Source organism: Ruegeria sp. K7 (assembly GCF_056531785.1).
Genome location: NZ_JBQFMJ010000015.1, coordinates 48,665 through 70,853, shown reverse-complemented (window position 1 = coordinate 70,853; position 22,189 = coordinate 48,665). Strand labels below are relative to the sequence as shown.

At 59.1% G+C, this 22,189-nt stretch carries 23 protein-coding genes; 9 read left to right on the top strand and 14 right to left on the bottom strand.

Going from position 1 to position 22,189, the window contains the following annotated elements:
• Positions 1–92: 92 nt before the first annotated feature.
• Positions 93–1,718 carry a hypothetical protein gene (locus ACR0FE_RS19790; RefSeq protein ID WP_480914815.1) on the bottom strand — a complete coding sequence of 542 codons (1,626 nt, stop codon included), beginning with the start codon at positions 1,716–1,718 and terminating at the stop codon, positions 93–95.
• Positions 1,719–1,841: 123 nt separating this feature from the next.
• On the opposite strand from ACR0FE_RS19790, the gene ACR0FE_RS19785 reads away from it, so the two are divergent.
• Positions 1,842–2,549 carry a thiamine diphosphokinase gene (locus ACR0FE_RS19785; protein ID WP_480914813.1) on the top strand — a complete coding sequence of 236 codons (708 nt, stop codon included), beginning with the start codon at positions 1,842–1,844 and terminating at the stop codon, positions 2,547–2,549.
• On the opposite strand, the gene ACR0FE_RS19780 is transcribed toward ACR0FE_RS19785, so the two are convergent.
• The 4 genes from ACR0FE_RS19780 to ACR0FE_RS19765 all read right to left on the bottom strand — a co-directional run bounded on the left by ACR0FE_RS19780 (position 2,494) and on the right by ACR0FE_RS19765 (position 6,038).
• Entirely contained in the window at positions 2,494–3,408 is a 915-nt protein-coding gene (locus ACR0FE_RS19780; protein ID WP_480914812.1) for a DMT family transporter, read from the bottom strand. The genes ACR0FE_RS19785 and ACR0FE_RS19780 overlap by 56 nt on opposite strands.
• Positions 3,409–3,446: 38 nt before the next feature.
• Complete coding sequence (locus tag ACR0FE_RS19775; RefSeq protein ID WP_480914810.1) at positions 3,447–3,863, bottom strand: GFA family protein; 417 nt, start codon at positions 3,861–3,863, stop codon at positions 3,447–3,449.
• Between the two features lie 98 nt (positions 3,864–3,961).
• The gene (locus ACR0FE_RS19770; protein ID WP_480914808.1) at positions 3,962–5,335 is read right to left on the bottom strand and encodes an L-serine ammonia-lyase; all 1,374 of its coding nucleotides are present in this window, start codon (positions 5,333–5,335) and stop codon (positions 3,962–3,964) included.
• A 1-nt stretch (position 5,336) separates the two neighbouring features.
• Positions 5,337–6,038: a glutathione S-transferase family protein gene (locus ACR0FE_RS19765; protein WP_480914806.1), complete on the bottom strand. Its 702-nt coding sequence runs from the start codon at positions 6,036–6,038 to the stop codon at positions 5,337–5,339.
• Positions 6,039–6,205: 167 nt separating this feature from the next.
• On the opposite strand from ACR0FE_RS19765, the gene rpiA reads away from it, so the two are divergent.
• From rpiA to ACR0FE_RS19735, 6 genes are all read left to right on the top strand, one after another.
• Complete coding sequence (gene rpiA, locus ACR0FE_RS19760) at positions 6,206–6,994, top strand: ribose-5-phosphate isomerase RpiA (RefSeq protein WP_480907189.1); 789 nt, start codon at positions 6,206–6,208, stop codon at positions 6,992–6,994.
• Between the two features lie 129 nt (positions 6,995–7,123).
• Entirely contained in the window at positions 7,124–8,482 is a 1,359-nt protein-coding gene (gene gor / locus ACR0FE_RS19755) for a glutathione-disulfide reductase (protein ID WP_480914804.1), read from the top strand.
• Positions 8,483–8,554: 72 nt separating this feature from the next.
• Complete coding sequence (gene hflK / locus ACR0FE_RS19750) at positions 8,555–9,700, top strand: FtsH protease activity modulator HflK (RefSeq protein WP_170616510.1); 1,146 nt, start codon at positions 8,555–8,557, stop codon at positions 9,698–9,700.
• Positions 9,700–10,578 (top strand): protease modulator HflC, encoded by an 879-nt coding sequence (gene hflC, locus ACR0FE_RS19745; protein WP_170806106.1) that lies wholly within the window; start codon positions 9,700–9,702, stop codon positions 10,576–10,578. The genes hflK and hflC overlap by 1 nt, the downstream gene beginning before the upstream one ends.
• On the top strand, positions 10,578–10,772 hold the full coding sequence (locus ACR0FE_RS19740; RefSeq protein ID WP_170616506.1) for a DUF2065 domain-containing protein: 195 nt from the start codon (positions 10,578–10,580) through the stop codon (positions 10,770–10,772). Before hflC ends, ACR0FE_RS19740 begins: the two co-directional genes overlap by 1 nt.
• A gap of 184 nt (positions 10,773–10,956) precedes the next feature.
• Positions 10,957–12,396, top strand: coding sequence for a Do family serine endopeptidase (locus ACR0FE_RS19735; RefSeq protein ID WP_480914865.1), 1,440 nt, complete (start codon positions 10,957–10,959; stop codon positions 12,394–12,396).
• A 223-nt stretch (positions 12,397–12,619) separates the two neighbouring features.
• Here ACR0FE_RS19735 and ACR0FE_RS19730 read toward each other — a convergent pair whose 3' ends face one another.
• The 5 genes from ACR0FE_RS19730 to ACR0FE_RS19710 all read right to left on the bottom strand — a co-directional run bounded on the left by ACR0FE_RS19730 (position 12,620) and on the right by ACR0FE_RS19710 (position 16,936).
• Positions 12,620–13,288, bottom strand: coding sequence for a Crp/Fnr family transcriptional regulator (locus ACR0FE_RS19730; protein WP_480914801.1), 669 nt, complete (start codon positions 13,286–13,288; stop codon positions 12,620–12,622).
• Positions 13,289–13,447: 159 nt separating this feature from the next.
• On the bottom strand, positions 13,448–14,053 hold the full coding sequence (locus ACR0FE_RS19725; RefSeq protein ID WP_480914800.1) for an inner membrane-spanning protein YciB: 606 nt from the start codon (positions 14,051–14,053) through the stop codon (positions 13,448–13,450).
• 16 nt (positions 14,054–14,069) lie between these two features.
• Positions 14,070–14,972, bottom strand: coding sequence for a DMT family transporter (locus ACR0FE_RS19720; protein ID WP_170616500.1), 903 nt, complete (start codon positions 14,970–14,972; stop codon positions 14,070–14,072).
• An 88-nt stretch (positions 14,973–15,060) separates the two neighbouring features.
• On the bottom strand, positions 15,061–16,239 hold the full coding sequence (gene ftsY, locus ACR0FE_RS19715) for a signal recognition particle-docking protein FtsY (protein WP_480914798.1): 1,179 nt from the start codon (positions 16,237–16,239) through the stop codon (positions 15,061–15,063).
• A 58-nt stretch (positions 16,240–16,297) separates the two neighbouring features.
• The gene (locus tag ACR0FE_RS19710) at positions 16,298–16,936 is read right to left on the bottom strand and encodes a lysoplasmalogenase family protein (RefSeq protein WP_480914796.1); all 639 of its coding nucleotides are present in this window, start codon (positions 16,934–16,936) and stop codon (positions 16,298–16,300) included.
• A 142-nt stretch (positions 16,937–17,078) separates the two neighbouring features.
• Between ACR0FE_RS19710 and ACR0FE_RS19705 the strand changes: the two genes are divergently transcribed.
• Complete coding sequence (locus ACR0FE_RS19705) at positions 17,079–17,474, top strand: hypothetical protein (RefSeq protein WP_480489670.1); 396 nt, start codon at positions 17,079–17,081, stop codon at positions 17,472–17,474.
• Positions 17,475–17,482: 8 nt separating this feature from the next.
• Here the strand turns inward: ACR0FE_RS19705 and ACR0FE_RS19700 are convergent, their stop codons facing one another.
• Both ACR0FE_RS19700 and xseA read right to left on the bottom strand, forming a co-directional pair.
• Entirely contained in the window at positions 17,483–18,124 is a 642-nt protein-coding gene (locus tag ACR0FE_RS19700; RefSeq protein WP_480914794.1) for a glutathione S-transferase family protein, read from the bottom strand.
• A 3-nt stretch (positions 18,125–18,127) separates the two neighbouring features.
• Positions 18,128–19,612 carry an exodeoxyribonuclease VII large subunit gene (gene xseA, locus ACR0FE_RS19695; protein ID WP_480914792.1) on the bottom strand — a complete coding sequence of 495 codons (1,485 nt, stop codon included), beginning with the start codon at positions 19,610–19,612 and terminating at the stop codon, positions 18,128–18,130.
• 75 nt (positions 19,613–19,687) lie between these two features.
• On the opposite strand from xseA, the gene purD reads away from it, so the two are divergent.
• The gene (purD, locus tag ACR0FE_RS19690) at positions 19,688–20,950 is read left to right on the top strand and encodes a phosphoribosylamine--glycine ligase (protein ID WP_480914790.1); all 1,263 of its coding nucleotides are present in this window, start codon (positions 19,688–19,690) and stop codon (positions 20,948–20,950) included.
• Between the two features lie 117 nt (positions 20,951–21,067).
• Here the strand turns inward: purD and ACR0FE_RS19685 are convergent, their stop codons facing one another.
• Positions 21,068–21,790, bottom strand: a complete 723-nt coding sequence (locus ACR0FE_RS19685) for an FG-GAP repeat domain-containing protein (protein WP_480914789.1) — start codon at positions 21,788–21,790, stop codon at positions 21,068–21,070.
• Positions 21,790–22,113 (bottom strand): 2Fe-2S iron-sulfur cluster-binding protein, encoded by a 324-nt coding sequence (locus ACR0FE_RS19680; protein ID WP_170346586.1) that lies wholly within the window; start codon positions 22,111–22,113, stop codon positions 21,790–21,792. Before ACR0FE_RS19680 ends, ACR0FE_RS19685 begins: the two co-directional genes overlap by 1 nt.
• Positions 22,114–22,189 lie beyond the last annotated feature (76 nt).

Below are 22,189 nucleotides of genomic sequence, written 5' to 3'. Positions count from 1 at the left end.
AACGTACGCGTCTTCCGGTTCGTTCCCAGATACGCAAACAGAATAAGGCCGGAGGTGTCCTCCGGCCTTTTTCTGACTAAACCTTTTGCGGATCAGCCCGCTGCGCGCTCGTCGCTGGGGCGAAAACCGATCTGGTTCGAGGCGGCAAAGCGGCCTCCGCCAGCCTTTTCGATTTTTCCATCCCGCAACAATTGACCGAACGAACGCAGGCTTTCTTCGCGGTTGAATTCGTCCTGCTTGAGGGACCGGACCTTGTTCATCAATTGCGGGCGCGAGAACTGTTCCTGACCCTCGATAAAGGACAGGTATGCAGCGGCGGCTTCCAGCAGATCAGGCAATGACTGAGCGCCCTGTTCCTGGGCGAACGTCGCGAAACCACCTTCGTCAGCAGACTTTTCTTCTTGCGGGGTGGTGACGCGGCGGGGCGTGACGGGGCCAGCTTCGTTTTGCTGATTGTCGATGCGCTGTTCCGCCACCAGTTTGAGCGGTGCAGCGGCATCGGATTCCGGACGCATGCTGGTGACCTGAATTTCCGGGCGGCGCGGGCTGACGACCGACGCCAGATCCCCCCGGTATTCCTGATCCTGAGCTTTCTCGGCAGATTCACCCTTTTCCTTGCGCTCGGCTTCGGTGGCCGCAACCGCGGTGCGCAGGTGCGAATATGTCTCGCGCTGATCATTTGCAGCCGGGTCATCAAGTTGTTCGTCGGCTTTGTCCATCAGGCGGGACACGTCCAGATCAAGGCTCGAATGATCCTTCGGCTTTTGGTCTTCGGCCCGCTGCGCCAGTTCTGCCTCGACGGCCGAGATCTCGTCCAGCAGTGCAACTTCATCTTCGGCAGTCAGGAGAAGCTTGTTGTCTTCCGCTGCTTCCTCTTGCGACTCGGCCGCTTCGGATTCCTCTTCCTGCTCTGCCACGTCTTCTTCGCTGAGGATGTTTACGATCTCGTCTTCTTCGGCTTCTGCTTCCGGCTGTTCGTCTTCAGTCAGATCATCAAGGTCCGAAAACAGTGCGTCCGCTGCCGGAGCTTCAGCCTCGTATTCAAACTCTTCGGATACAACAGGCGCTGGTGCGGGAACAGGTTCTGGAGCGGCGGGTGGGGTTGCCGCTTCGGGTGCAGGCATCGAGACGGGGGTCACAGGCTCGATGTCTGCCGGGTTCAGCGCACCCGCCTCAAAGGCTGCGGCCACGGCGTCAACCGGGGCGGCACCACCTTTCAGCAAGGTGCTGTCTTCGTCTTCAGAGTATTCGACAGGATTGTCGGTCGAGTGCGAAACCACCGCGCGGATCCGCTGAAGTTTGGCGGCGATGCTGTCAGCAGGGGGGGCTGGCGCAGCATCGAAGGGTTCGGCAGTGGCAACGGGTTGCGCTGGTTGCGGTGTATTGACGACATTCAGATCGGGGGTACTGATGGTTGGTTCCTGTGCTGGCGGCATTGTGGGCGTGGCCATCGTGGCTGAACTTTCGGTTGCGCGCAGCAGTAGGCCACTGTCGCTCTGGCTGGCTTCCACACGTTTCGAGGCGTCCCGCTGTGCGATCCGGGTCAGCATTTCGGCGTCAGGCTGTGGCGGTTCCGAGCCGAAGTATCGATCATCTGCTGCAAGGTCGCGAAAATACTCGGCAATCGCTTTCATCGTTTCAAACGAATCGTCAAAGCCTTCTAATGTGCAGGAGAAGGTTCCATAAGAAACGGTCAATACCTTGTTATTCTGTACCATCAGACGCACGTCCTTTACAAACTACCTGAACCAATTCGCCCGGAATCAGGCACACGTATTGGTTCGAAACTCTCTATATGAACCTATCATTTTGTGGTCTGAATGTGTCCAAATCCGGGAAAAATGATCAATCTTAGAAAAAATGCGCCGATTGTGCGGTCGTCCGAGCCAATCTTACTGGTTGGCGGAGGGCAAATCGGGCCCGATGATCTGAATCTGGCGCTGAATCGCGCCAATTTGGCCGTTGCAGCGGATGGTGGTGCGACGGTTCTCAGGGAATCGGGGCGTATTCCGGATGCCGTCATCGGTGATTTCGATTCGCTTTCCGCATCCGACCTTGAAGAGATACCGGCGGACCGCCTGTTTCCCATACCTGAACAGAACAGCACGGATTTCGACAAGGCGCTGCGCAATATCGAAGCCCCCGTGGTTTTGGGCGTTGGCTTTCTGGGCGGGCGTTTGGATCATCAATTGGCGGTCCTCAGCGTACTGATCAAGCGTCAGGACCAATCATGCATCCTGCTGGGAGAGCACGAAGTCGTGTTTCACGCGCCGCCCAAGGTTTCCCTGAACTTGCCGAAAGGGAGCGTGGTATCCTTGTTTCCCCTGCAAAGAGTGACAGGACGCTCGCAAGGGCTGGAGTGGCCGATCGATGATCTGGTTCTGGAGCCGGACGGTCAGATCGGCACGTCCAACCGTGCGGTATCCGAAGTCACGTTGCAGATGAATGGCCCGGGTCTGGTTGCAATGGTTCCCCGCTGCGCGCTGGATCAGGTCATGCAGGCGTTTCTGTCGGCGCAGACCGGGCGGTGGCCCGCTCGCGCAGAATGACGTAAAGACCTGCCGCCATCGTGATGCCGATCCCCAACGCGGCGATGCCGTTGGGCAGGTCGTGAAAGATCAGCCAGCCGAACACGGTCGCAACCGGGATTTCCAGATACTGCATCGGCGCCAGCGTTGCTGATGGGGCATAGCGCAACGACCAGGTCATCAACAGGTGGGCAACGGTGCCCAGAACGCCGATACCCAAAAGCAGCCAAACCGCGTCTTTGTCAGTCAGGCTGAACGTCAGTTCCGGAACGTCAATGGCGCTTCCTAGGGTCAGCACAGGCAGCAGGATCAGCGTTGCCATCGCGCCCGAAACAGCCTGGAGCGAAACCGGATCGGTTTCCTTGGCGATCTGCCGCGTGACAAGCATGAACAGCGCAAACACCACGGCCACGATCAGCGGCAGCAGGGCAGGCGCTCCGACCTGAGCGAAGCTGGGCTGAATGACGAGAAGCGTACCGGCAAACCCAACGACACAGGCCAACAATCGCCTTATGCCAACCTCTTCATCCAGAACGAACCTGCCCAGAAGCAGCATGATGAAGGGCATAACGAAGGCGATAGCGATGGCATCGGCCAGCGGCAGGAATTGCAAGGCACTGAACATCGCTGTGATGCCAAGGATGTGCAGACCGGTCCGGATCACGGTCAGTTTCAGAATACGCCCCCGCAGACGCCAAGGACGACCTGTGAGGGCGACCAGAGGGATCAGGATCAGTGCCTGCACGGCAAACCGGGTGAAGACCAGTATGCCGATCGGAGTTGTCTCACCCAACAGTTTGGCCATGGCATCACCCAGCGGGGCGAGCATGCAAAAGCCAAGCATCAGAATGATGCCGAGTACGGGTCGGTCCTGAGTCATGTTCGCGACGCTAACGATTTGCTGCGGACGGGGAAAGGTCAGCTTTCCGGAAGCGGTTGGTATTTGGTGTAATCGGGTCCGATGCAGCAGGGCAGGCCGTCATTCAGCTTGAGCCAGCTGAGTTTCTCTTCATGGGCGACGTGCAGGGTAGGCCGCAAAGCCTCGGGATCCTCAAGTGTGGCGACGTACATATGCATCACGTCGGACATAGACTGCGAGCGAAAGGACATTGGTGTGCCGCAATGCGGGCAAAAGCTGCGTTCCACGCCCGGAGAGGAATGAAACGTCTTTGGTGTTTCACCTGTCCAGCGCCATTGGCTGTCCCGGATGCCGAAATAGGCGGTCATCGGGGCCGAGCATTGCCTGCGGCAGCTTTCGCAGTGGCAGGTGACGCAGGACAAAACAGGTGGACTGACTTCAAAGCCGACCTTTCCGCAAAGACAACGTCCACGCATGAAACACCTTCCTTTCAGGAACAGATTTGCACCGCTTTTGGTGCAAATCCATCCAGAAAACGCGGAAATACGGACGCGTTGCGACGTCGCCGTTTGCCTCAGCAGTTCGGAACATTGACGGCCAGGCCGCCCAGAGACGTTTCCTTGTAGCGTTCGTGCATGTCGTGCCCGGTCTGGCGCATGGTTTCAATGACCGAATCCAGAGGAACGAAATGCTTGCCATCGCCGCGCAGCGCCAGCGAGGCCGCTGAAACCGCCTTGATCGCACCCAGACCGTTCCGTTCGATACAAGGCACCTGAACAAGTCCGGCAACCGGGTCGCATGTCATTCCCAGGTGATGCTCCAGCGCGATCTCCGCAGCGTTTTCGACCTGTTCGGGCGTGCCGCCCATCACTGCGCACAAACCGGCGGCCGCCATCGCCGAGGCGCTGCCAACCTCGGCTTGGCATCCGGCTTCTGCGCCCGAGATCGAGGCATTGAACTTGACCAGCCCGCCAATCGCGGCAGCCGTCAAAAGGAAATCTTCCACATGGCTTTCGGACGCGCCGGGTACGTGATCCAGATAGTACCGCAAAACGGCCGGCAGAACGCCTGCGGCCCCATTGGTGGGCGCCGTGACCACCTGGCCCCCGGCAGCGTTCTCTTCGTTGACGGCCATGGCGTAAACGCTCATCCAGTCGTTGATCGTGTGCGGAGCGTTCAGATTCATGCCACGCTCGGCCACCAGTGCGACATGGATGCCTTTGGCACGGCGGCGAACCTTGAGGCCACCGGGCAGAATGCCATCTGTGACCAATCCACGTTCGATACAGTCATTCATTACCTGCCACAGGCGCGCGGTGCCCTTGGCAAAACTGTCCGCGCATCCACGCGCGATTTCATTCGCGCGTTTCATGTCCGCGATGCTTTTGCCGCTGGAACTGGCCATCTCAAGCATCTCGACCGCAGTTTTGAACGGAAACGGCACCGGATCACCTTCATCCGTTGCCTTGCCCTCGGCCAGTTCTTCTTCGGTCAGGACAAACCCGCCACCGATCGAGTAGTAGACCTGCCTGAGGATCACATCGCCCTGCGCGTCTGTGGCCATCAGGATCATACCATTGGCGTGGCCCGGCAGGTTGTTTTCATAGTCGAACACCAGATCCGATTTTGGATCGAACTTCAGCGTCGGCAGCCCTTCCGGCGTGACAGTATGCGAGTCTGATATGGCGGCCAGCGCTTCTTCGGCCTTGTTGTTGTCATAGGTGTCCGGAACAAACCCGGCCAGCCCGAGGATCGTGGCGCGGTCGGTCGCGTGGCCCACACCTGTGAACGCCAGTGAGCCATGCAATGACCCCCGAAGCCCCGAGAATTCGAACGGCGAGGCGCGCATCAGGTCCAGAAAGCGGGCCGCGGCAACCATTGGTCCCATGGTGTGGGACGAGGACGGGCCGATGCCCACTTTGAACATATCGAAGACAGATAGAAACATATCAGGTAGCTGAGCCTTCTGGTGGTGTAGCGTATGATGGTGCAGTGAACGGTGCAACTCCCAGCCCTTCCGCTGCGATTGCTACGCGCGTTGCGGGGCGGGCTTCCAGTTGCAGCAAAAGCTGCCTCAGATGAGGAGTGTCAGTCAGTTGGAACCAGCTGCGATCGGCCTCGGCCGGATACAACGCCATCCATCGCATCATGCAGGCGATGTAGTATGACAGGGCCGACGGTTGGTCTGAGCCAAACCAGCCCGGCGGGTCCTTCGCCTGCTTTTCGAGGATTGAAAGATGTCGTTTCAGGCGGGTCCGGATACCAGCCCGCAGCGCTTCTGTCTGCGCCGCCTCAATGTACTTCTCGGCATAGAACAAAATGCGCAGGTCGGCGTGCAGCGTGTTCGACGCAAAAAAAAGCCATTTCAGATACGCCGCGCGGTCCGGATGCTGCGGAGCCGGTGCGAGTTGCCCGTGTGTATCGGTCAGCCACAGCAAAATGGCTGCAGTTTCAAAGATCGGTCCCTGCGGCGTCTCCAAAACAGGGATAAGGCCGTTGGGGTTCAGTTGCTTATAGGCAGCACTGTTTTGCTCATCACGGGTCCGATCGACCAATGCGGTCTCATAAGGCAAACCCATCTCTTCCAACGCCAGTCGGATCACTAGCGAGGCGTTGTCAGGGGCGTAATGCAGGCGGTAGCGCGGTTCCATAATGCATATCTATTACGCACCTTTCCCGCAGGACACGCCGATTGCGACGTTTCCAATAGGAAACGCGTATTTTCGCGACAGGGCGCCCCGTTGAATTGGCGTTTTGGGTCTCGAAGTTGAGTGTGGCATTTCGTATAAGGCCCGCAGCAACTTGGGGGAAAGCTGCCATGACAGGGGATCTGTCGCCCATCGACAAGGCGAAATATGTAGCCGCGCACCGTGCCGCGGAAATGGTTCAGGACGGCATGCGTGTCGGATTGGGAACCGGATCAACGGCCGCTTGGCTTGTGCGTCGGCTCGGCGAACGGGTGCAAGAGGAAGGGTTGCGGATCAAGGGCGTGCCCACTTCGACCCGCACGGCACAGCTGGCGCGAGAGGTCGGGATCGAAGTCGTCTCGCTGGATCAAGCGGGGTGGCTGGACCTGACCATAGACGGTGCGGATGAATTTGACGGCGAGTTGAACCTGATCAAGGGCGGCGGCGGTGCGCATCTTCAGGAAAAGATAGTGGCAACGGCCAGCGATCAGATGGTGGTCATCGCCGATGCAGGCAAAGAAGTTGAAACCCTGGGGGCATTTCCATTGCCGGTCGAGGTGATCCCGTTTGGCTGGCAAACCACGCGAACCCTGATCGAGGAAGCACTGGATACGATGGATGTGCTTGGCACCTCGGCTGCGCTGCGAATGAACGGCCAGGCCCCTTTTGTCACTGATGAGGGCAACCACATTCTGGATCTGCATCTGCAACGCATCGGAAATGCCCGTCAGTTGGCGCTGGTGCTGAACCAGGTTCCCGGAGTGGTCGAGAACGGGTTGTTCATCGATATTTGCGACAAGGTCGTAATTGGCCACGGTGACGGGCGGGTCGAACTGCGCGACATCAACGAAGGAACCCTGGAACTGGACCAGTTGGCCGATGGCGAAAGGGACAATCTGTTTTCGGACCTCTCTGATTGAAAATTGCGGCTGGATTTTCTGCAAATGGCGAGAGAGAAACCCGAATTCCTGATCCTTAGGGGTTGGCAGACGATTTTCCGCGCCCAGATATCCAGAACCCTTCAGGCAAACTGAACAAAGGAACCCGGTATGAGCTTTGACTATGATCTTTTCGTTATCGGTGGCGGCTCGGGCGGGGTCCGTGCAGCACGCGTGGCCGCTGGTGAGACCGGCGCCAAGGTGGCGCTGGCGGAAGAGGATCGGTATGGCGGAACCTGTGTGATCCGGGGCTGTGTTCCAAAAAAGCTGATGGTTTTCGCCAGCGAGTTTTCCGGCATGGTAGACGATGCGCAGGCCTATGGATGGGATGTTCAGCCGGGTGCGCTAGACTGGAATACATTCCATGGCAAACTGGTGGCGGAACTGGACCGGCTGGAAGGTATCTATCGCAACATTCTGAAAAACAACGGTGTCGAAAGCTCTGACCAGCGCGCCACTGTGGTCGATTCCCACACGGTTGAGCTGGCGGATGGGACACGCAAGACGGCCAAGCACATCCTGATCGCCACCGGCGGACGCCCTGTGGTGCCCGAATTTCCGGGCTCTGACCTAGCGATCACATCAAACGAAATCTTCCACCTCGACAAGCTGCCCGAATCCATCCTGATCGTTGGTGGCGGCTATATCGCCAGCGAGTTTGCCGGGATCATGAACGGGATGGGGGTCAAGACCACCCAGTTCTATCGCGGTGCGCAAATCCTGCGTGGCTTCGATGAAGAAGCGCGTGGTTTGATCTGCGAAGAGATGCGCCAGAACGGCATCGATGTGCGCCTTGGCACCAACGTGCTGGAGATGACCAAGGAAGGTGACAAGATCCGGGTAAAGGCCACTGACGGCACTGAAGATCGGTTCGATGTTGTCATGTACGCGACTGGCCGGGCTCCGAATGCGGATAATCTGGGGCTTGAGGCACTGGGCGTCGAACGGGGTCGCAAGGGCGAGATTGTGGTGGATGAGTACAGTCAGACCGGCGTGCCCTCGATCTATGCCATCGGTGATGTAACTGATCGCGTGAACCTTACGCCGGTCGCCATTCGCGAGGGCATGGCCTTTGTGGAAACTGTGTTCAAAGGCAACCCGACCCCGGTTGATCATGAACTGATCCCGACGGCGATCTTCACGCAACCGGAATTCGGAACCGTCGGACTAAGCGAGGAAGAGGCTGCGGCACAGGAGCCGGTCGAAGTTTACGCGACATCCTTCAAGCCGATGCAGAAAGCCTTCGCCGGCGGCACGCAGCGGGTACTAATGAAACTGATCGTCAGCCAGGCGACCCGCAAGGTGCTGGGCTGTCACATCGTAGCACCAGGTGCGGGCGAGATGATTCAACTGGCCGGGATCGCCGTCAAAATGGGCGCGACCAAAGAAGATTTCGACCGTACGGTTGCGGTTCATCCGGTAATGGCGGAAGAACTTGTTACAATGCGGCAACCTGTGCGCACTGCTTGATTTGCAACCGCGCGCACACAAGTTACAAGGGACCCCGTGATCACACGGGCCTAAACGAAGGAATAGACACATATGGCGGGCAACAGCGGCGGCCCCTGGGGGGGCGGAGGCTCCTCGGGCGGCGGAGGAAATCGGGGTAACAACGGTGATGGGCGCAAGCCCCCCGAAGGAGATGGCCCGCAGATCCCCGAGATCGACGAGCTGATGAAGAAAGGCCAGGAGCAGCTGCGCGTGCTGATGGGTGGTCGTGGCGGCGGTGGCCGTGGCGGCAACGGTCAGGGCGCAGGTGGCGGTGGCCCGGTCTTTACCAAAGGCACGGTAGTCATCGGCGCTCTGGTCGCAGTGGGCCTTTGGGCGGCTGCCAGCTTCTATACCGTAAAACCGGAAGAACAGTCGGTTGAGTTGTTCCTGGGTGAATTCTCGGCCGTTGGGAACCCGGGTCTGAACTTTGCACCCTGGCCGGTTGTGACCGCCGAGGTTATTCCGGTTACCCGCGAACAGACCGAGGATATGGGCGGTACGCGCGGCAGTGATGATGGTCTGATGCTGACCGGCGACGAAAACGTGGTGGATATCGACTATCAGGTCGTTTGGAACATCAACGATCCCGCCAAATTCCTGTTCAACCTGCGCGATCCACGCCAGACAATTCGCGCGGTGTCGGAATCGGCGATGCGGGAAATCATCGCGCAAAGCGAACTGGCCCCGATCCTGAACCGCGACCGCGGTATCATTGCTGATCGTTTGCAAGAATTGATCCAGGCGACGATGGACAGCTACGACTCGGGCGTGAACATCATTCGTGTGAACTTCGACAAGGCCGACCCGCCGCAGGACGTGATTGCTTCGTTCCGCGACGTTCAGGCCGCCGCGCAAGAGCGTGACCGCCTTCAGAACGTCGCCGACGCCTATGCGAACCGCGTACTCGCCGAGGCGCGCGGTGAAGCCGCACAGGTTTTGGAAGAAGCCGAAGCCTACCGAGCCCAGCAGATCAACAGTGCGATGGGTGAAGCCAGCCGCTTCAGCGCCGTTCTGGAAGAGTATTCCAAAGCCCCGGATGTAACCCGCAAACGTCTGTACCTTGAACGGATGGAACAGGTTCTGGGTGACGTGGACAAGATCATTCTGGACGAGAACTCGACCGGGCAGGGGCAAGGCGTGGTGCCTTATCTACCGCTGAACGAGCTGCGCCGTAATCAGGCCGAGGGGAGCAACTGATGCGTAAGTCACCCATTATTCTGATCGTTCTCGTCATCCTGGTCGTTGCCGGACTGTCGTCCATCTTTATCGTTGACGAACGTGAACGCGCCCTTGTTCTGCGTTTTGGACGGGTCGTAAACGTCAAGGAGGAACCGGGCCTCGCGTTCAAGCTGCCGGTTTTCGACGAAGTGGTGCGTTATGACGACCGCATCCTTTCGATCGACGTGCAGCCGCTTGAGGTGACACCACTGGACGATCGCCGCCTTGTGGTTGATGCCTTCGCCCGTTATCGGATTGCCGATCTGAACCAGTTCCGTCAGGCCGTTGGTGTCGGTGGCGTTCCGGTGGCCGAGGATCGTCTGGACCGTATCCTGCGCGCTGAAACACGCGAAGTTCTGGGTTCGGTTTCGTCGCGCGACATCCTGAGTTCGGACCGGGCTGCCCTGATGCTGCGCATCCGCAACAGCGCGATTGCCGAAGCGCAGGCGCTGGGCGTTAACGTGATCGACGTGCGCCTGAAGGCCACCGATCTGCCGCAGGCGAACCTTGAGGCTACGTTCGACCGGATGAAAGCCGAGCGGGAGCGTGAAGCCACTGACGAACGCGCCCGTGGTAACGAAGCGGCCCAGCGTGTACGCGCGCAGGCTGACCGGACCGTGGTGGAACTGGTCTCGGACGCCAACCGTGAAGCCGAGATCATTCGTGGTGAAGCCGACGCTGAACGAAACGCGATTTTCGCCGAAGCCTTTGGCAAGGATCCGGAGTTTTTCGAGTTCTATCGCTCGCTTTCCGCATATGAGCGCGCGCTGGGCGGCGGCAACAGTTCAATGGTGCTGAGCCCGGACTCGGATTTCTTTAATTACCTGAAATCGCCTACAGGTCAGGGCGGCCGGTAATGGGTATGATCCTTCTGGCCTTCGGGCTGGTGCTGATTGTCGAGGGGCTGGCCTATGCGCTGGCCCCTTCGCTTATCGAACGGATGCTGGAAACCCTGCGGACCCTGCCCGAGCAGGCACGGCGAATTACGGGTCTTTTGTGCGTGATCAGCGGGTTGATCCTTCTGTGGGGTGCCTATCAGCTGGGCTTTTGAGCAGGACATCTCACTTGCCGGTGATTTCCACGCGATCCTGAGTTGCGGGACAGGTCAAACTGACTACATTAGTCCGTAAGTAAGGCCGCGCGAGAGTGGCCACCTGAATAATTCGACAAGGAGACCACAGGTGCAGGCAAAAGCACGCAGTATTTCCCTCGGGCGTGAAGACGCGGTTTTATTGATGCGGTGGATGTGGTTGGCCTTTGCCGCAATGGTGTTGGTTCTGGCCCAGGCTGTCGCCGTTCAGGCCCGGAGCGAAAGCCTTGCTCCGCTGGCGGAAAAGATCAGCCCGGCGGTTGTCAACATCACGACCAGCACGCTGATCGAGGGCCAGACCGGCCCGCGCGGGATCGTGCCCGAAGGGTCACCGTTCGAAGATTTCTTTCGCGAATTTCAGGACCGTAACGGCGACGGCGATGAGAACCTCCCACGCCGCAGCAATGCGCTGGGTTCCGGGTTTGTGATTTCCGAAGACGGGTTCATTGTAACCAACAACCACGTCATCGCCGAAGCGGACGAAATCCTTGTCGAATTCTTTCCCGGTGACGGGCAACCCGTAAAGGAGTTGCCGGCCAAGGTGATCGGCACGGACGAAAAGACCGACATCGCACTGCTTAAGGTCGAAGCGACCGGTCCGCTCAAATATGTAAAGTTTGGTGACAGCGACACGGCGCGCGTTGGTGACTGGGTGATTGCCATGGGCAATCCGCTGGGGCAGGGGTTCTCGGTCTCGGCCGGTATCGTATCGGCGCGCAACCGCGCGCTCAGCGGCTCTTACGACGACTACATTCAGACGGATGCTGCGATTAACCGGGGCAACTCGGGTGGGCCGCTGTTCAACATGGATGGTCAGGTCATAGGTGTGAACACCGCGATCCTGTCACCCAATGGCGGGTCCATCGGTATTGGTTTTTCCATGGCCTCTAATGTGGTGGTCAAGGTTGTCGATCAACTGCGCGAATTCGGCGAAACGCGTCGCGGTTGGCTGGGTGTGCGCATTCAGGACGTGACCGAAGACATGGCCGAAGCCATGGGGCTGGAGAAGCCCGGTGGCGCCCTGATCAGCGACGTGCCCGAGGGGCCGGCAAAAGAAGCCGGGCTGAAGGCGGGTGACGTGATCCTGAGTTTTGATGGCGTCGAAGTGGAAGACACGCGCGGGTTGGTGCGTCAGGTGGGGGAAACAACGGTCGGCAAGTCCGTTCGCGTCGTTGTCCATCGCGACGGCGGTACACAGACCGTACTGGTCACTCTGGGTCGTCGCGAGGATGCTGAACGGGTGGAAAACGGAGATGAGCCCGCGCAAACGGACGATGAGGACGAAAACTCCGAGATCCTGGGGCTGACCATTTCCCCGCTGACCGACAAGCTGCGGGAAGACCTTGGTCTGGACGCCGAAGCCGACGGGTTGGTCGTCAGCGAAGTTGATGAGGCGACTGAAGCCTATGCCAAGGGATTGCGGGCCGGTGATCTGATTACCGAGGCCGGTCAGCAAAAAGTGACATCCGTCAGTGACCTCGAAACACGGATGGAAGAAGCACGAGAGGCCGGGCGCAAGTCCCTGCTGTTGTTGGTGCGCCGCGGAGGTGAACCCCGGTTTGTCGCACTCAGCCTTGGTGAATGACCCAAGGCGCAAAAAGGTAATCGGGCCGGAGTGTAAACTCCGGCCCTTTTTTGTCTGAAATTGCTGATGAAAAAGGTGAGCCATACGCCTGGGAAGGACGTATGGCTCTGGTACAGGGAGAGGTCAGTGGACAGATATCGGGGATGATTCTCTGACCTCCTACGGTAACAGTTATTAATTTAGTGTTAACGTCGCCGCATGTATGTGAAGCAGGTCACAGGCGTCAGATCAGGTCGGATTCGGCCAGTTCCCGCAATGCATCGAAGTCCTGGATCAGCAACCCCCCCCGCGACGCCTGAACAATATTGTCACGTTTCCAGGTGGAGATGGTCTTGGACACCGCTTCGCGCGTGGCGCCCACGAATTCGGCAAGTTCGCTTTGCGACAGGGTTATCCTGTCTGCCGGATTGTCCTGAAGCTCCGAAAGGTGAAGCAGTTTGCGGGCCAGCCGGATCGGCATCGGCAGAAAGACCTGCTCGTTCAGCTGCGAGCCCATCCAGCGCATGCGCAGACCTGCCAGACGGATCATGTCCTCGGCCAGATCGGGGTGCTGTCGTATTTGACGCAGCACATCGTTGCGCAGCACGCACAGGACACGCGAGGGTTCGGCAGCGGAGATGGTGGCTGTACGCGGGCCGTTATCAAACAGGGCGATTTCGCCGAAGATCTCACCCGGACGCATCAGCGTCAGTGTAAGCTTTCGGCCGCTCATCGCCAGAAAGGACACTTCGAGCGTTCCTTCCAGAATGGCGTAGAGCGCGTTGCCCTCGTCACCCTGTTCGAAAAGGGTTTCCCCGTCGTTCAGTGAAATTTCGGTAGCCTGCGCGGTAAGCATGGCTTTCAGGCGGTCAGATGCTTCGGCAAGAAAGCCGCTGTTTGGGAAGGCCGTCATGAGTGTACGGGGCTCCGGATGGGGGTGGTGAGTGGTTACCCCATTCTTCACAGCTTTGGCGCTTAGCCAAGCTGTTTGTGGGTAATTGCCGGATTTCAGACAGAATACTTGGCGCCAATGCGGGCGTGTTCACGGTTTTGTGATGTGCGCAGTCGGAACCTATTGATGATCCGGGTCGTCCATATAGCTTTGCAGCAGGTTGAATTGCAGCATCAGAAAAACCATCAGGCCAATCGGAAACCCAAAGGTTTCGATTTTGACCCATAGATCGGTCGACAAGGTCCGCCAGACAACTTCGTTGGCGACTGCCAAAACGGCGAAGCAGCCACAGAGGCGACGTGTCAAAATCATCCAGCCCTGATGGCGCATGGGCAACATCTCGTCCAGCACATAGGCGAGATAGGATTTCCCCTGCAAAAGACCGATGCCCAGGATGACCGAGAAGAAGCCGTAGACCAGCGTGGTTTTCATCTTGAAAAACCGCTCATCATTGAACCAGGCCGTCAGACCGCCGAAAAAGATCACCATGAAGGCCGTGAAGATCTGCATCCGGCTGAGTTTTCCGGTCAGAAACCACAATATGCCCATGGCACCCAGCATCAGCGGTACAAAGATGATCGTCGCTATGATGAAGCCGGAATATTCGATGCCGCCGATCAGGAAACTGTCGTCACGCAGGCGCAGATAGATGAAGAAGAAGGCCAGAGGCGGGCCCAGTTCCAGCACCTGTTTCAGAAACGGGTTGATTTCTTTGTTACCTGTCATGATTCTGTCCTGCTGCTTACCCGCCCATTTCAACTATTACTGCACCCAATGCAATCAAGGCCATCAGGGCAATACGCCGGGGGCCGACGGTCTCTTTCAGCACCAGCCATCCGATCAGGGCCGCGAACACGGTCGAGGTTTCGCGAAGCACCGCGGCCTCGCCCACTTTGTCCAGCCGTGTGGCGAGCATGATGGCCCCGAAGGACAATGGGGCGATGATACCGCCCGCGAGCCCGCGCAGCATCAGTGGGCCAATCGCAGGGCGATGGATCATGGCCCGCCATCTGAGGAAGGCATAAATCGGCATTGCCGCCCCGTCGATCATGAAAAACCAGGCCAGGAATGTGAACGGATCGGCGGTCGCACGAATGCCATAGGCGTCATAGGTTGTATAAAGCGCTACGAACAGCCCGGTTACGACGGCCAGAAACAAGGCGATACCCAGCGTTTCGCGGTTCGTCTCGAGATAGCGCAGGTTGTATCCGGCCAATCCGAAGATACCGGCCAGTAACACCGCGACGCCGAACCACTGCGTGGTCGAAAATGTCTCGCCGAACAGCAGGTAGGCACCAATAACGGTGAACAGGGGGCCGGTGCCGCGCACCACCGGGTAGACCACGGTGTAGGAGCCTTTGGTGTAGGCCAGCGCCTGCAAGGTCTTGTAGGCGATGTGGATCAGCCAGACGACTGCGAAGATGGGCCACATATAAGGTTCGGGCCAGGGCACGACGAAAAAGGCAAAGGGCGCGGCCATCAGGCAGTAGCAGATGTCAATCGCGCCGCGTGACAGCCAGGGGTCGTGACGCCCTTTCTGCAACGCTCCGAAGACCGCGTGCAGGAAAGCCGCCATAAGCGCCAGTCCCAGCGCAAGTTGGTGGCCCGCTTCGGTGCCTTCGAGGGAAATCAGCCAGTCGCTCAACTATCGGCCTTTTGCTGGGTGGAAAGGGTGGGGGGCTGTCTGCCCCCCACACCCCCCGAGGATATTTTCAGCCAGATGAAGGGGCGGATCAGCCCTTGTCGAGGCCAGTGAGGGCGGCGGCGAATTCTTCCGGGTCGAATGGGGCCAGGTCGTCGATCTGTTCGCCGACACCAATGGCGTGGATGGGCAGACCGAACTTGTCAGCGAGCGCCACAAGAACACCACCCTTGGCAGTGCCGTCCAGCTTGGTCATCACAAGGCCGGAGACATCGGCCAGTTTGCGGAAGGTTTCAACCTGGCTCAGCGCGTTCTGGCCGGTGGTGGCGTCGAGGACCAGAAGGGTGTTGTGCGGGGCGGTTTCATCGACCTTGCGGATGACGCGGACGATCTTGGCCAGTTCCTCCATCAGGTCGGCACGGTTTTGCAGGCGGCCTGCTGTATCGATCATCAGAAGGTCCGCCCCTTCATTCTGCGCACGGGTCAGGGCGTCGAAAGCCAGCGAAGCCGGGTCGGAGCCTTCGGGCGCGGTCAGGACGGGGACGCCAGCGCGGTCGCCCCAGACCTGAAGCTGTTCGACCGCGGCGGCGCGGAAGGTGTCGCCCGCCGCGATGACCACTTTCTTACCCGCGGATTTGAACTGGCTTGCCAGCTTGCCGATAGTTGTGGTTTTGCCGGATCCGTTGACGCCAACAACCAGAACCACCTGTGGGCGTTTGGGGTAGATGGGCAACGGCTTTGCAACAGGTTCCATCACTCGGGTGACTTCCTGCGCCAGAAGTTGCTTGATTTCCTGGGTCGACAATTTGCGGCCAAAACGACCTTCGGCCATGTTGGCCGTTACGCGCAGGGCGGTATCCACGCCCATGTCCGAGGCGATCAGCAACTCTTCAAGCTGTTCGAGCATATCATCGTCAAGCGTGCGCCGTACCACGACCTGAGTGTCGCTGCGATTGAAAAGCCGTCCCAGAACACCCTTGCGCTGCGCCAGGGTTGCTTCGGGCGGCGGCGGAGCCGGCGTAGGGTCCGCCGGAGAAGGTGTTTCGACCGGTTGCGGGGCGGGGGCCGGTTCAGGGGCGGGGACCGGTTCGGGGGTCGGGGCCGGTTCGGGAACCTCGGGGACGGGCTGAGGCTCAGGCTCTGGTTCGGGGATGACCGGATCGGGGGCGGTCGTTTCTTCGCCGCCATCTTCGACAATCGCATCGAGCCCCTGTTCCAGCCGGGACGAGGATTTGAACAGCCGATCCTTGAGCTTTGAGAAAAACGCCATCTTTGGTCTCCGCAGGTGTTCTCTTCACCTAATGCGGATTTGCGGCAGTTGCAAAGGGTCAGAGAAAGGCGATCAGCAAACCGGCCTGCGCACCCCAATAGAGCGGCCAGACCAGATAGGGCGTGATCTTCAAGGCGGGGTGGTTTTCGGGCAGCAGGAATTTTTCAGTCGCCAGGATCAGGTCGGATGCGATGAAGGCCAGCGCCCCGGGAAGAGCCCAGCGTAATGCTCCGGTCTCGGGCAGGCTCAGAACCGTGATCCCCATGCCAAGAATGATCGGGATATAGCAAAGCACCGGGATTTTCAGATCACCAGCTCGTGGTGCCAGAAGTGTCGCCGCGACAATGCCCAGCAGAACCAGCGACCAGACCAATCCCGGCCGGTCCAGGATCAGCGCCGGATCGCTGCTGGCGTGGGTCAGAAACAGGGCAATATAAGCCAGATGCCCGGCGGCAAAAGCACCGATCCCGGCCATAAACGTCGCCTCGGTCTCTTGCGACAGCAAAGCATCCCCGACGGCACACAACACCAGGGCCAGGATCAGCAGGGAAGGGGCGCCGGCAACCGCTGCGATCAGCGCCAGGATGGCAACCGATCCGGTCTTGAATGCCGTTCGCACTAGGCTGGCCGGTTTTGGAGACATCGGAAGGTAGGCGACTGCAAACAATGCGGCGATCCAGAACAGCGTTGTTGTCATCCCTTACTCTCCTGCCAGTGTCGGCTGTTGGTTCTGATGCAGTGTCAGCCTGATGTGCCGGGCAACTCAACCGGTAACGTCAAGGAAACCGGTCGCAGAATGCTGGTTGGCGTCGGATTGCGGCATCTGACAATATGAAATCATGTTGAGGCATTTGGTGATTCTTCTGATTGCGTCCGCGCAGGCCGCAACCGCGCAGACTGCGCTATCGGCTGCAGAGTTCGACGAATACACACGCGGCAAGACCCTGTTTTATGGGTTCCAGGGGCAGGTATATGGGGTGGAACGCTATCTGCCCGGGCGCAGGGTCATCTGGTCGTTTCTGGATGGCGATTGCAAGGAAGGTGTCTGGTACGAGCAAAATCAACAGATATGTTTCGTCTATGAAGACCGACCGGATCCTCAATGCTGGTTGTTCACCAGATCGGGTGGAAGGCTGATTGCGCAGTTCGAGGGCGACCCTCAGGAGACTGAACTGTACGAGGCTGATGACCGTGGCGAAGAAATGGTGTGCTATGGCCCGGAAATCGGAGTTTGAGACTTTGATTAACGCGCACGCAGGCTTTCGTAGTTAATCATGACGTGATCGCGATAGGCCGGTCTGGCCGACAGGGTTTCATAGTATCGCCGTAGGTGCCTGAATGGTGCGCGCGGGATGTCGATGTCAAAATACCTGTACAAAATGTGGCCCAACTGGATGTCGGCCAGCGTGAAACTGGTCCCTGCGATATAAGCGCTATGCGACAATTGTTGGTTGGCAATGGCCAGCTTGTCTTCCAGCACATGCAGGGCAGCGGTGATCGCTGTTTCATCCCGGACGGAGGGCGCCGTTCTAACGACTCGCCAGAAGACCGGCACGGTAAAATTCATGGCGACGTTCAGCTTGGCCCATTCCGCCCATCTATCGACCGTTGCACGTCGCACCGGGTCGTCGGGCCAGAAACTGTCATCAGCATAGCGTGCAGCGAGGTATCGAAGGATCGCGCCCGTTTCCCAAATTGTTGTGTCGTCGTTGTCCTGTACCACCGGAATTGTCCGGTTTGGGTTGAGGGCCGCGAAGGCATCGCTGTCCAGCCCGCCAAATTCATGTCCGACGTCATGGCGGCGAAACGGCAGGCCCAGTTCGCCGACACACCACATCAGCGCCTGAACGTTGGATGATGTTTTGCGACCCCAGATTGTCAGCATGAGTCAGAAAAGCGATCCCTGATCCGGGGCGTCGGGTTTGGTTTTTTTGGAGGCAGGTTTGGCCGATCCGCCGGTTGTCAGACGACCATCAGAAAATTCGATCTCAAGAACAGGATGCCCGGCTGCCTGCGACTTAGTGGTGACAACCGCACCTTCTGCGCGAACCACAGCGTACCCTCGTTCCAGCGTCGCTTTGTAACTGAGCGTTTCGCGCAGCCGGTCGGTCGCGTCCAATTGTTGACGCAGCCTGTCCAGCCGGGATTTGTGCGCTGTATTCAGACGCTCTGACAATCGGTTCAGGTTTTCGGTGCGGTTTTTCAGTTCCTGTCTGATCGGACGCAGAGACAGGCGTGAAGTCAGGTTGCGCCATCGGTCGCGGCGGGTTTCGACAATCCCGCGAAGGGTTGACGGGCGCAAATGTGCGGATGTGTCCAGCAATTTGACGCGCCGGTTCTGAACACCGCGGATCAGGGCGTTGGGCAGGCGGTCCGAGACCTGATCCAGGCGTTGCCTTGGTGTGTCGAGCAGGCTGTCAGCCCTTGGCAGCGCGCGTGACAAATCCCTTAAGCGCTGCGAACGGCGTTGCACGGCATCCGTTGCCGCCCGCGACAAACGCGCGCCTTGTTCGCCGGTCCAGGCCAACAATTCCAGCCGCACAGGTACCGCCAATTCGGCGGCGGCGGTGGGCGTAGGGGCCCGACGATCCGAGACGAAGTCGATCAGGGTCGTGTCCGTTTCATGCCCCACGGCTGAAATCAGTGGAATCGCGGATGCAGCGGCAGCCCGCGCGACGATTTCTTCGTTAAATCCCCAAAGGTCTTCGATCGAGCCACCACCGCGCGCAACGATGATCAGATCGGGGCGGGGTAAAGCGCCGCCGGGTGTCAGCCGATTGAACCCTTCGATTGCCCGGGCAACCTCGGGCGCGCAGTTGGCGCCCTGAACCGCAACCGGCCAGATCAGCACCTTTCGCGGGAACCGGTCGCGCAGCCGGTGCAGGATGTCGCGGATCACCGCGCCGGAAGGTGAGGTCACAACGCCGATGATCTGGGGCAGGTAAGGTAGGGGATTCTTGAGTTCGGGCGCAAACAGGCCTTCCGACTCAAGCTGTTTCTTGCGTTTTTCCAGCAACGCCATCAGCGCGCCTTGCCCGGCAACCGCAACTTCGTCGACGTTCAGATTATATTTAGATTGCGCGCCAAAGGCGGTCAGCCGTCCGGTGACGACAACTTCAAGACCTTCTTCGGGCACAACGGAGAGGCCGGAAACCTGACCTTTCCAGGTTGTGCAAGCCAGGACGTTCCGGTCATCCTTGATGTCATAGTACAAATGCCCCGAACGTGCTTTGAAGACGCGACCGACCTCGCCGCGCACACGGATTCGGCCAAACGCACCTTCGAGGGTCCGTTTCACTTCGCCCGAGATGTCCGAAACAGTGTATTCAGGGGTATTCTGGCCGGGAATTGGGTCGTCTAGCAGGTCGGACATTTCAGCGCCTTGTTTCAAATGCTCACCCAGCTTAGAACGCCGCGCAGGCAAGGCCAAGCAGATCGGAGAGCATTCATGAACATCCTTATTCTCGGCAGCGGCGGGCGCGAGCACAGTCTGGCCTGGGCGGTGCTGCAGAACCCCAAATGCGACCGTCTGATCGTGGCACCCGGAAATGCCGGGATCGAGCAGATCGCCGATTGCGCGGCACTGGATATCGAAAACGGTGGCGCGGTTGTCAGCTTTGCCGAAGAAAACGCGATAGATTTCGTGATCGTTGGGCCTGAAGCCCCTTTGGCGGCAGGTGTTGCCGACCGGTTGCGGGAAGCGGGCGTCCTGGTTTTTGGACCGTCGGCCGGTGCCGCACAACTTGAGGCATCAAAGAGCTTTACCAAGGAAATCTGCGATGCCGCGGGTGCCCCGACAGCGGCTTATTCCCGGTTCACCGAGGCCGGACCGGCCAAGGACTACATCCGGACCCAGGGTGCGCCCATCGTCGTCAAGGCGGATGGTCTGGCTGCAGGCAAGGGCGTGATTGTGGCAATGGACGAGGACACCGCGCTGGCGGCCATCGACGACATGTTCGGTGGCGCTTTTGGCGGTGCCGGAGCCGAGGTCGTGATTGAAGAGTTCATGGAGGGCGAGGAGGCCTCGCTTTTCGTGCTGTGTGACGGTGAGGATATCCTGTCCATCGGCACTGCGCAGGACCACAAGCGGGTTGGAGAGGGCGATACCGGACTTAATACCGGCGGCATGGGCGCATACTCACCCGCTCCGGTTTTGAACGCCGAAGTCGAAGCGCGTGCAATGGAAGAGATTGTGCGCCCGACCATGGCCGAGATGAAACGCCGTGGGATGCCTTTTCAGGGCGTGCTTTATGCCGGGTTGATGATCCGGGATGGGCAGCCGAGGTTGGTCGAATACAATGTTCGTTTCGGCGATCCGGAATGCCAGGTTCTGATGATGCGACTTGGCGCGCAGGCGATGGACCTGATGCACGCAGCCGCCGAGGGGCGTTTGCGCGATACACAAGTGAATTGGGCAGATGATCATGCGATAACGGTTGTCCTGGCTGCAGAGGGATATCCGGGGACCTATGAAAAAGGCTCGGTGATCCGGGGGTTGGATGACCTGCCGGAAGACAGCAAGAACATGGTGTTCCATGCCGGAACCAAGTCTTCTGAAGGGCGGATTACTGCGTCGGGCGGGCGGGTTCTGAATGTCACGGCACGTGGCGGGTCATTGCAGGACGCGCGTGACAGAGCCTATGCGATGATTGATGCGATTGACTGGCCGGAGGGTTTCTGTCGGCGGGATATCGGCTGGCGGGCACTGTAAGCTCTGGCAGAGGTCTCGTGGCGGGCTGCGCACGTCACGGGTTCTTGATCAGGGGGCTTTGCCCCCTCGGCCTGCGGCCTCACCCCCAGGATACTTTTGGCCAGATGAAGGTGCGGATCAGCAAGTCAGGGCTTGGGTGAGGCTGTTGCGGCCCCGGAACGGTCCCAGATCTGTTGATTGCCAGCCCTTGTCATACGTGACGCTGACAATACGAGACCAGTTGCCGTCGGCCAGTATCAGCGAGGGAGTGTCCCCGCAGGAGCGCAGGCCGCCGGAGATGAAATCCTCGCCGATGCGATGGTTCGTCAGATTGGGAATTGTTGCGATCTCGGTCAGTTGGTTGTTCTCGAAACGCCAGATCCGTAGCGTTTTTGCAAGATGAGGGCGGTCGACATAGGCGATTTCGACATGGCCGTCGTTGTCCAGGTCCGCAGCGCCGACCGGTGCGAGCCAGCGGAAACGGGTGCCGATGTAGGGCGTGGCCGCGATCAGGCCGCCGCCGTTGTAGATTGCAAGCCGGGCACCCTTGTCGCGATGGCTTTCGACGACAAGGGCTTCGCGACGGCCGTCGTTGTCAACGTCGACCAGGCGCGGCCGGATGTCTTCGAAAACACGTTCTTCTGGCAGCCGTATAGTATACTGCGTCGATCCGGGTGCGTATTGCAGGACCAGCGCGCCGTATTCAATCTGATCACCCAGAACACCATGGGGGTATCGCGCCGTGGGTTCGGAGTATTCGGCCGAGCCCAGTGGTTCATATTGCCACGGTTGCTGCGATTGTGCCGTGACCGGACATACACCGAGTGCGATTGCGACGGCGACGACCGGTCTGGCTGGCATCAGATCTGTTTTTCCGGCATCTGCACGACCAGACCGTCCAGAGCATCCGTGACCTTGATCTGGCAGGTCAGTCGCGAGCGGGCCGGATCGGGTTCAAAGGCAAAGTCCAGCATGTCTTCTTCCATGTCGTCCTTGGCCGGGATTTTCTCGACCCAGTCGGGGTGAATGTAGACATGGCAGGTCGAGCAGGCGCAGGCGCCGCCGCAATCGGCCTCGATGCCGGGAATGTTGTTGTCACGGGCCCCTTCCATGACGGTCAGTCCGTTGGCGACCTCGACAGTGTGTTCGGTACCGCCATGCTCGACATAGGTGATCTTTGCCATTGCGTGCGTCTTCCTTTTGCGATGTTCGAAACCTTCCTTAGTCAAGGCATTTAGCTCTTTCCAGCCTCATTTGCGA

Excerpts from the sequence above, each read along its gene's own strand:
- ACR0FE_RS19790 (WP_480914815.1), bottom strand. The coding sequence starts at position 1,718 with ATGGTACAGAATAACAAGGTATTGACCGTTTCTTATGGAACCTTCTCC.
- ACR0FE_RS19785 (WP_480914813.1), top strand. The coding sequence starts at position 1,842 with ATGATCAATCTTAGAAAAAATGCGCCGATTGTGCGGTCGTCCGAGCCA.
- ACR0FE_RS19780 (WP_480914812.1), bottom strand. The coding sequence starts at position 3,408 with ATGACTCAGGACCGACCCGTACTCGGCATCATTCTGATGCTTGGCTTT.
- ACR0FE_RS19775 (WP_480914810.1), bottom strand. The coding sequence starts at position 3,863 with ATGCGTGGACGTTGTCTTTGCGGAAAGGTCGGCTTTGAAGTCAGTCCA.
- ACR0FE_RS19770 (WP_480914808.1), bottom strand. The coding sequence starts at position 5,335 with ATGTTTCTATCTGTCTTCGATATGTTCAAAGTGGGCATCGGCCCGTCC.
- ACR0FE_RS19765 (WP_480914806.1), bottom strand. The coding sequence starts at position 6,038 with ATGGAACCGCGCTACCGCCTGCATTACGCCCCTGACAACGCCTCGCTA.
- rpiA (WP_480907189.1), top strand. The coding sequence starts at position 6,206 with ATGACAGGGGATCTGTCGCCCATCGACAAGGCGAAATATGTAGCCGCG.
- gor (WP_480914804.1), top strand. The coding sequence starts at position 7,124 with ATGAGCTTTGACTATGATCTTTTCGTTATCGGTGGCGGCTCGGGCGGG.
- hflK (WP_170616510.1), top strand. The coding sequence starts at position 8,555 with ATGGCGGGCAACAGCGGCGGCCCCTGGGGGGGCGGAGGCTCCTCGGGC.
- hflC (WP_170806106.1), top strand. The coding sequence starts at position 9,700 with ATGCGTAAGTCACCCATTATTCTGATCGTTCTCGTCATCCTGGTCGTT.
- ACR0FE_RS19740 (WP_170616506.1), top strand. The coding sequence starts at position 10,578 with ATGGGTATGATCCTTCTGGCCTTCGGGCTGGTGCTGATTGTCGAGGGG.
- ACR0FE_RS19735 (WP_480914865.1), top strand. The coding sequence starts at position 10,957 with ATGCGGTGGATGTGGTTGGCCTTTGCCGCAATGGTGTTGGTTCTGGCC.
- ACR0FE_RS19730 (WP_480914801.1), bottom strand. The coding sequence starts at position 13,288 with ATGACGGCCTTCCCAAACAGCGGCTTTCTTGCCGAAGCATCTGACCGC.
- ACR0FE_RS19725 (WP_480914800.1), bottom strand. The coding sequence starts at position 14,053 with ATGACAGGTAACAAAGAAATCAACCCGTTTCTGAAACAGGTGCTGGAA.
- ftsY (WP_480914798.1), bottom strand. The coding sequence starts at position 16,239 with ATGGCGTTTTTCTCAAAGCTCAAGGATCGGCTGTTCAAATCCTCGTCC.
- ACR0FE_RS19710 (WP_480914796.1), bottom strand. The coding sequence starts at position 16,936 with ATGACAACAACGCTGTTCTGGATCGCCGCATTGTTTGCAGTCGCCTAC.
- ACR0FE_RS19705 (WP_480489670.1), top strand. The coding sequence starts at position 17,079 with ATGTTGAGGCATTTGGTGATTCTTCTGATTGCGTCCGCGCAGGCCGCA.
- ACR0FE_RS19700 (WP_480914794.1), bottom strand. The coding sequence starts at position 18,124 with ATGCTGACAATCTGGGGTCGCAAAACATCATCCAACGTTCAGGCGCTG.
- xseA (WP_480914792.1), bottom strand. The coding sequence starts at position 19,612 with ATGTCCGACCTGCTAGACGACCCAATTCCCGGCCAGAATACCCCTGAA.
- purD (WP_480914790.1), top strand. The coding sequence starts at position 19,688 with ATGAACATCCTTATTCTCGGCAGCGGCGGGCGCGAGCACAGTCTGGCC.
- ACR0FE_RS19685 (WP_480914789.1), bottom strand. The coding sequence starts at position 21,790 with ATGCCAGCCAGACCGGTCGTCGCCGTCGCAATCGCACTCGGTGTATGT.
- ACR0FE_RS19680 (WP_170346586.1), bottom strand. The coding sequence starts at position 22,113 with ATGGCAAAGATCACCTATGTCGAGCATGGCGGTACCGAACACACTGTC.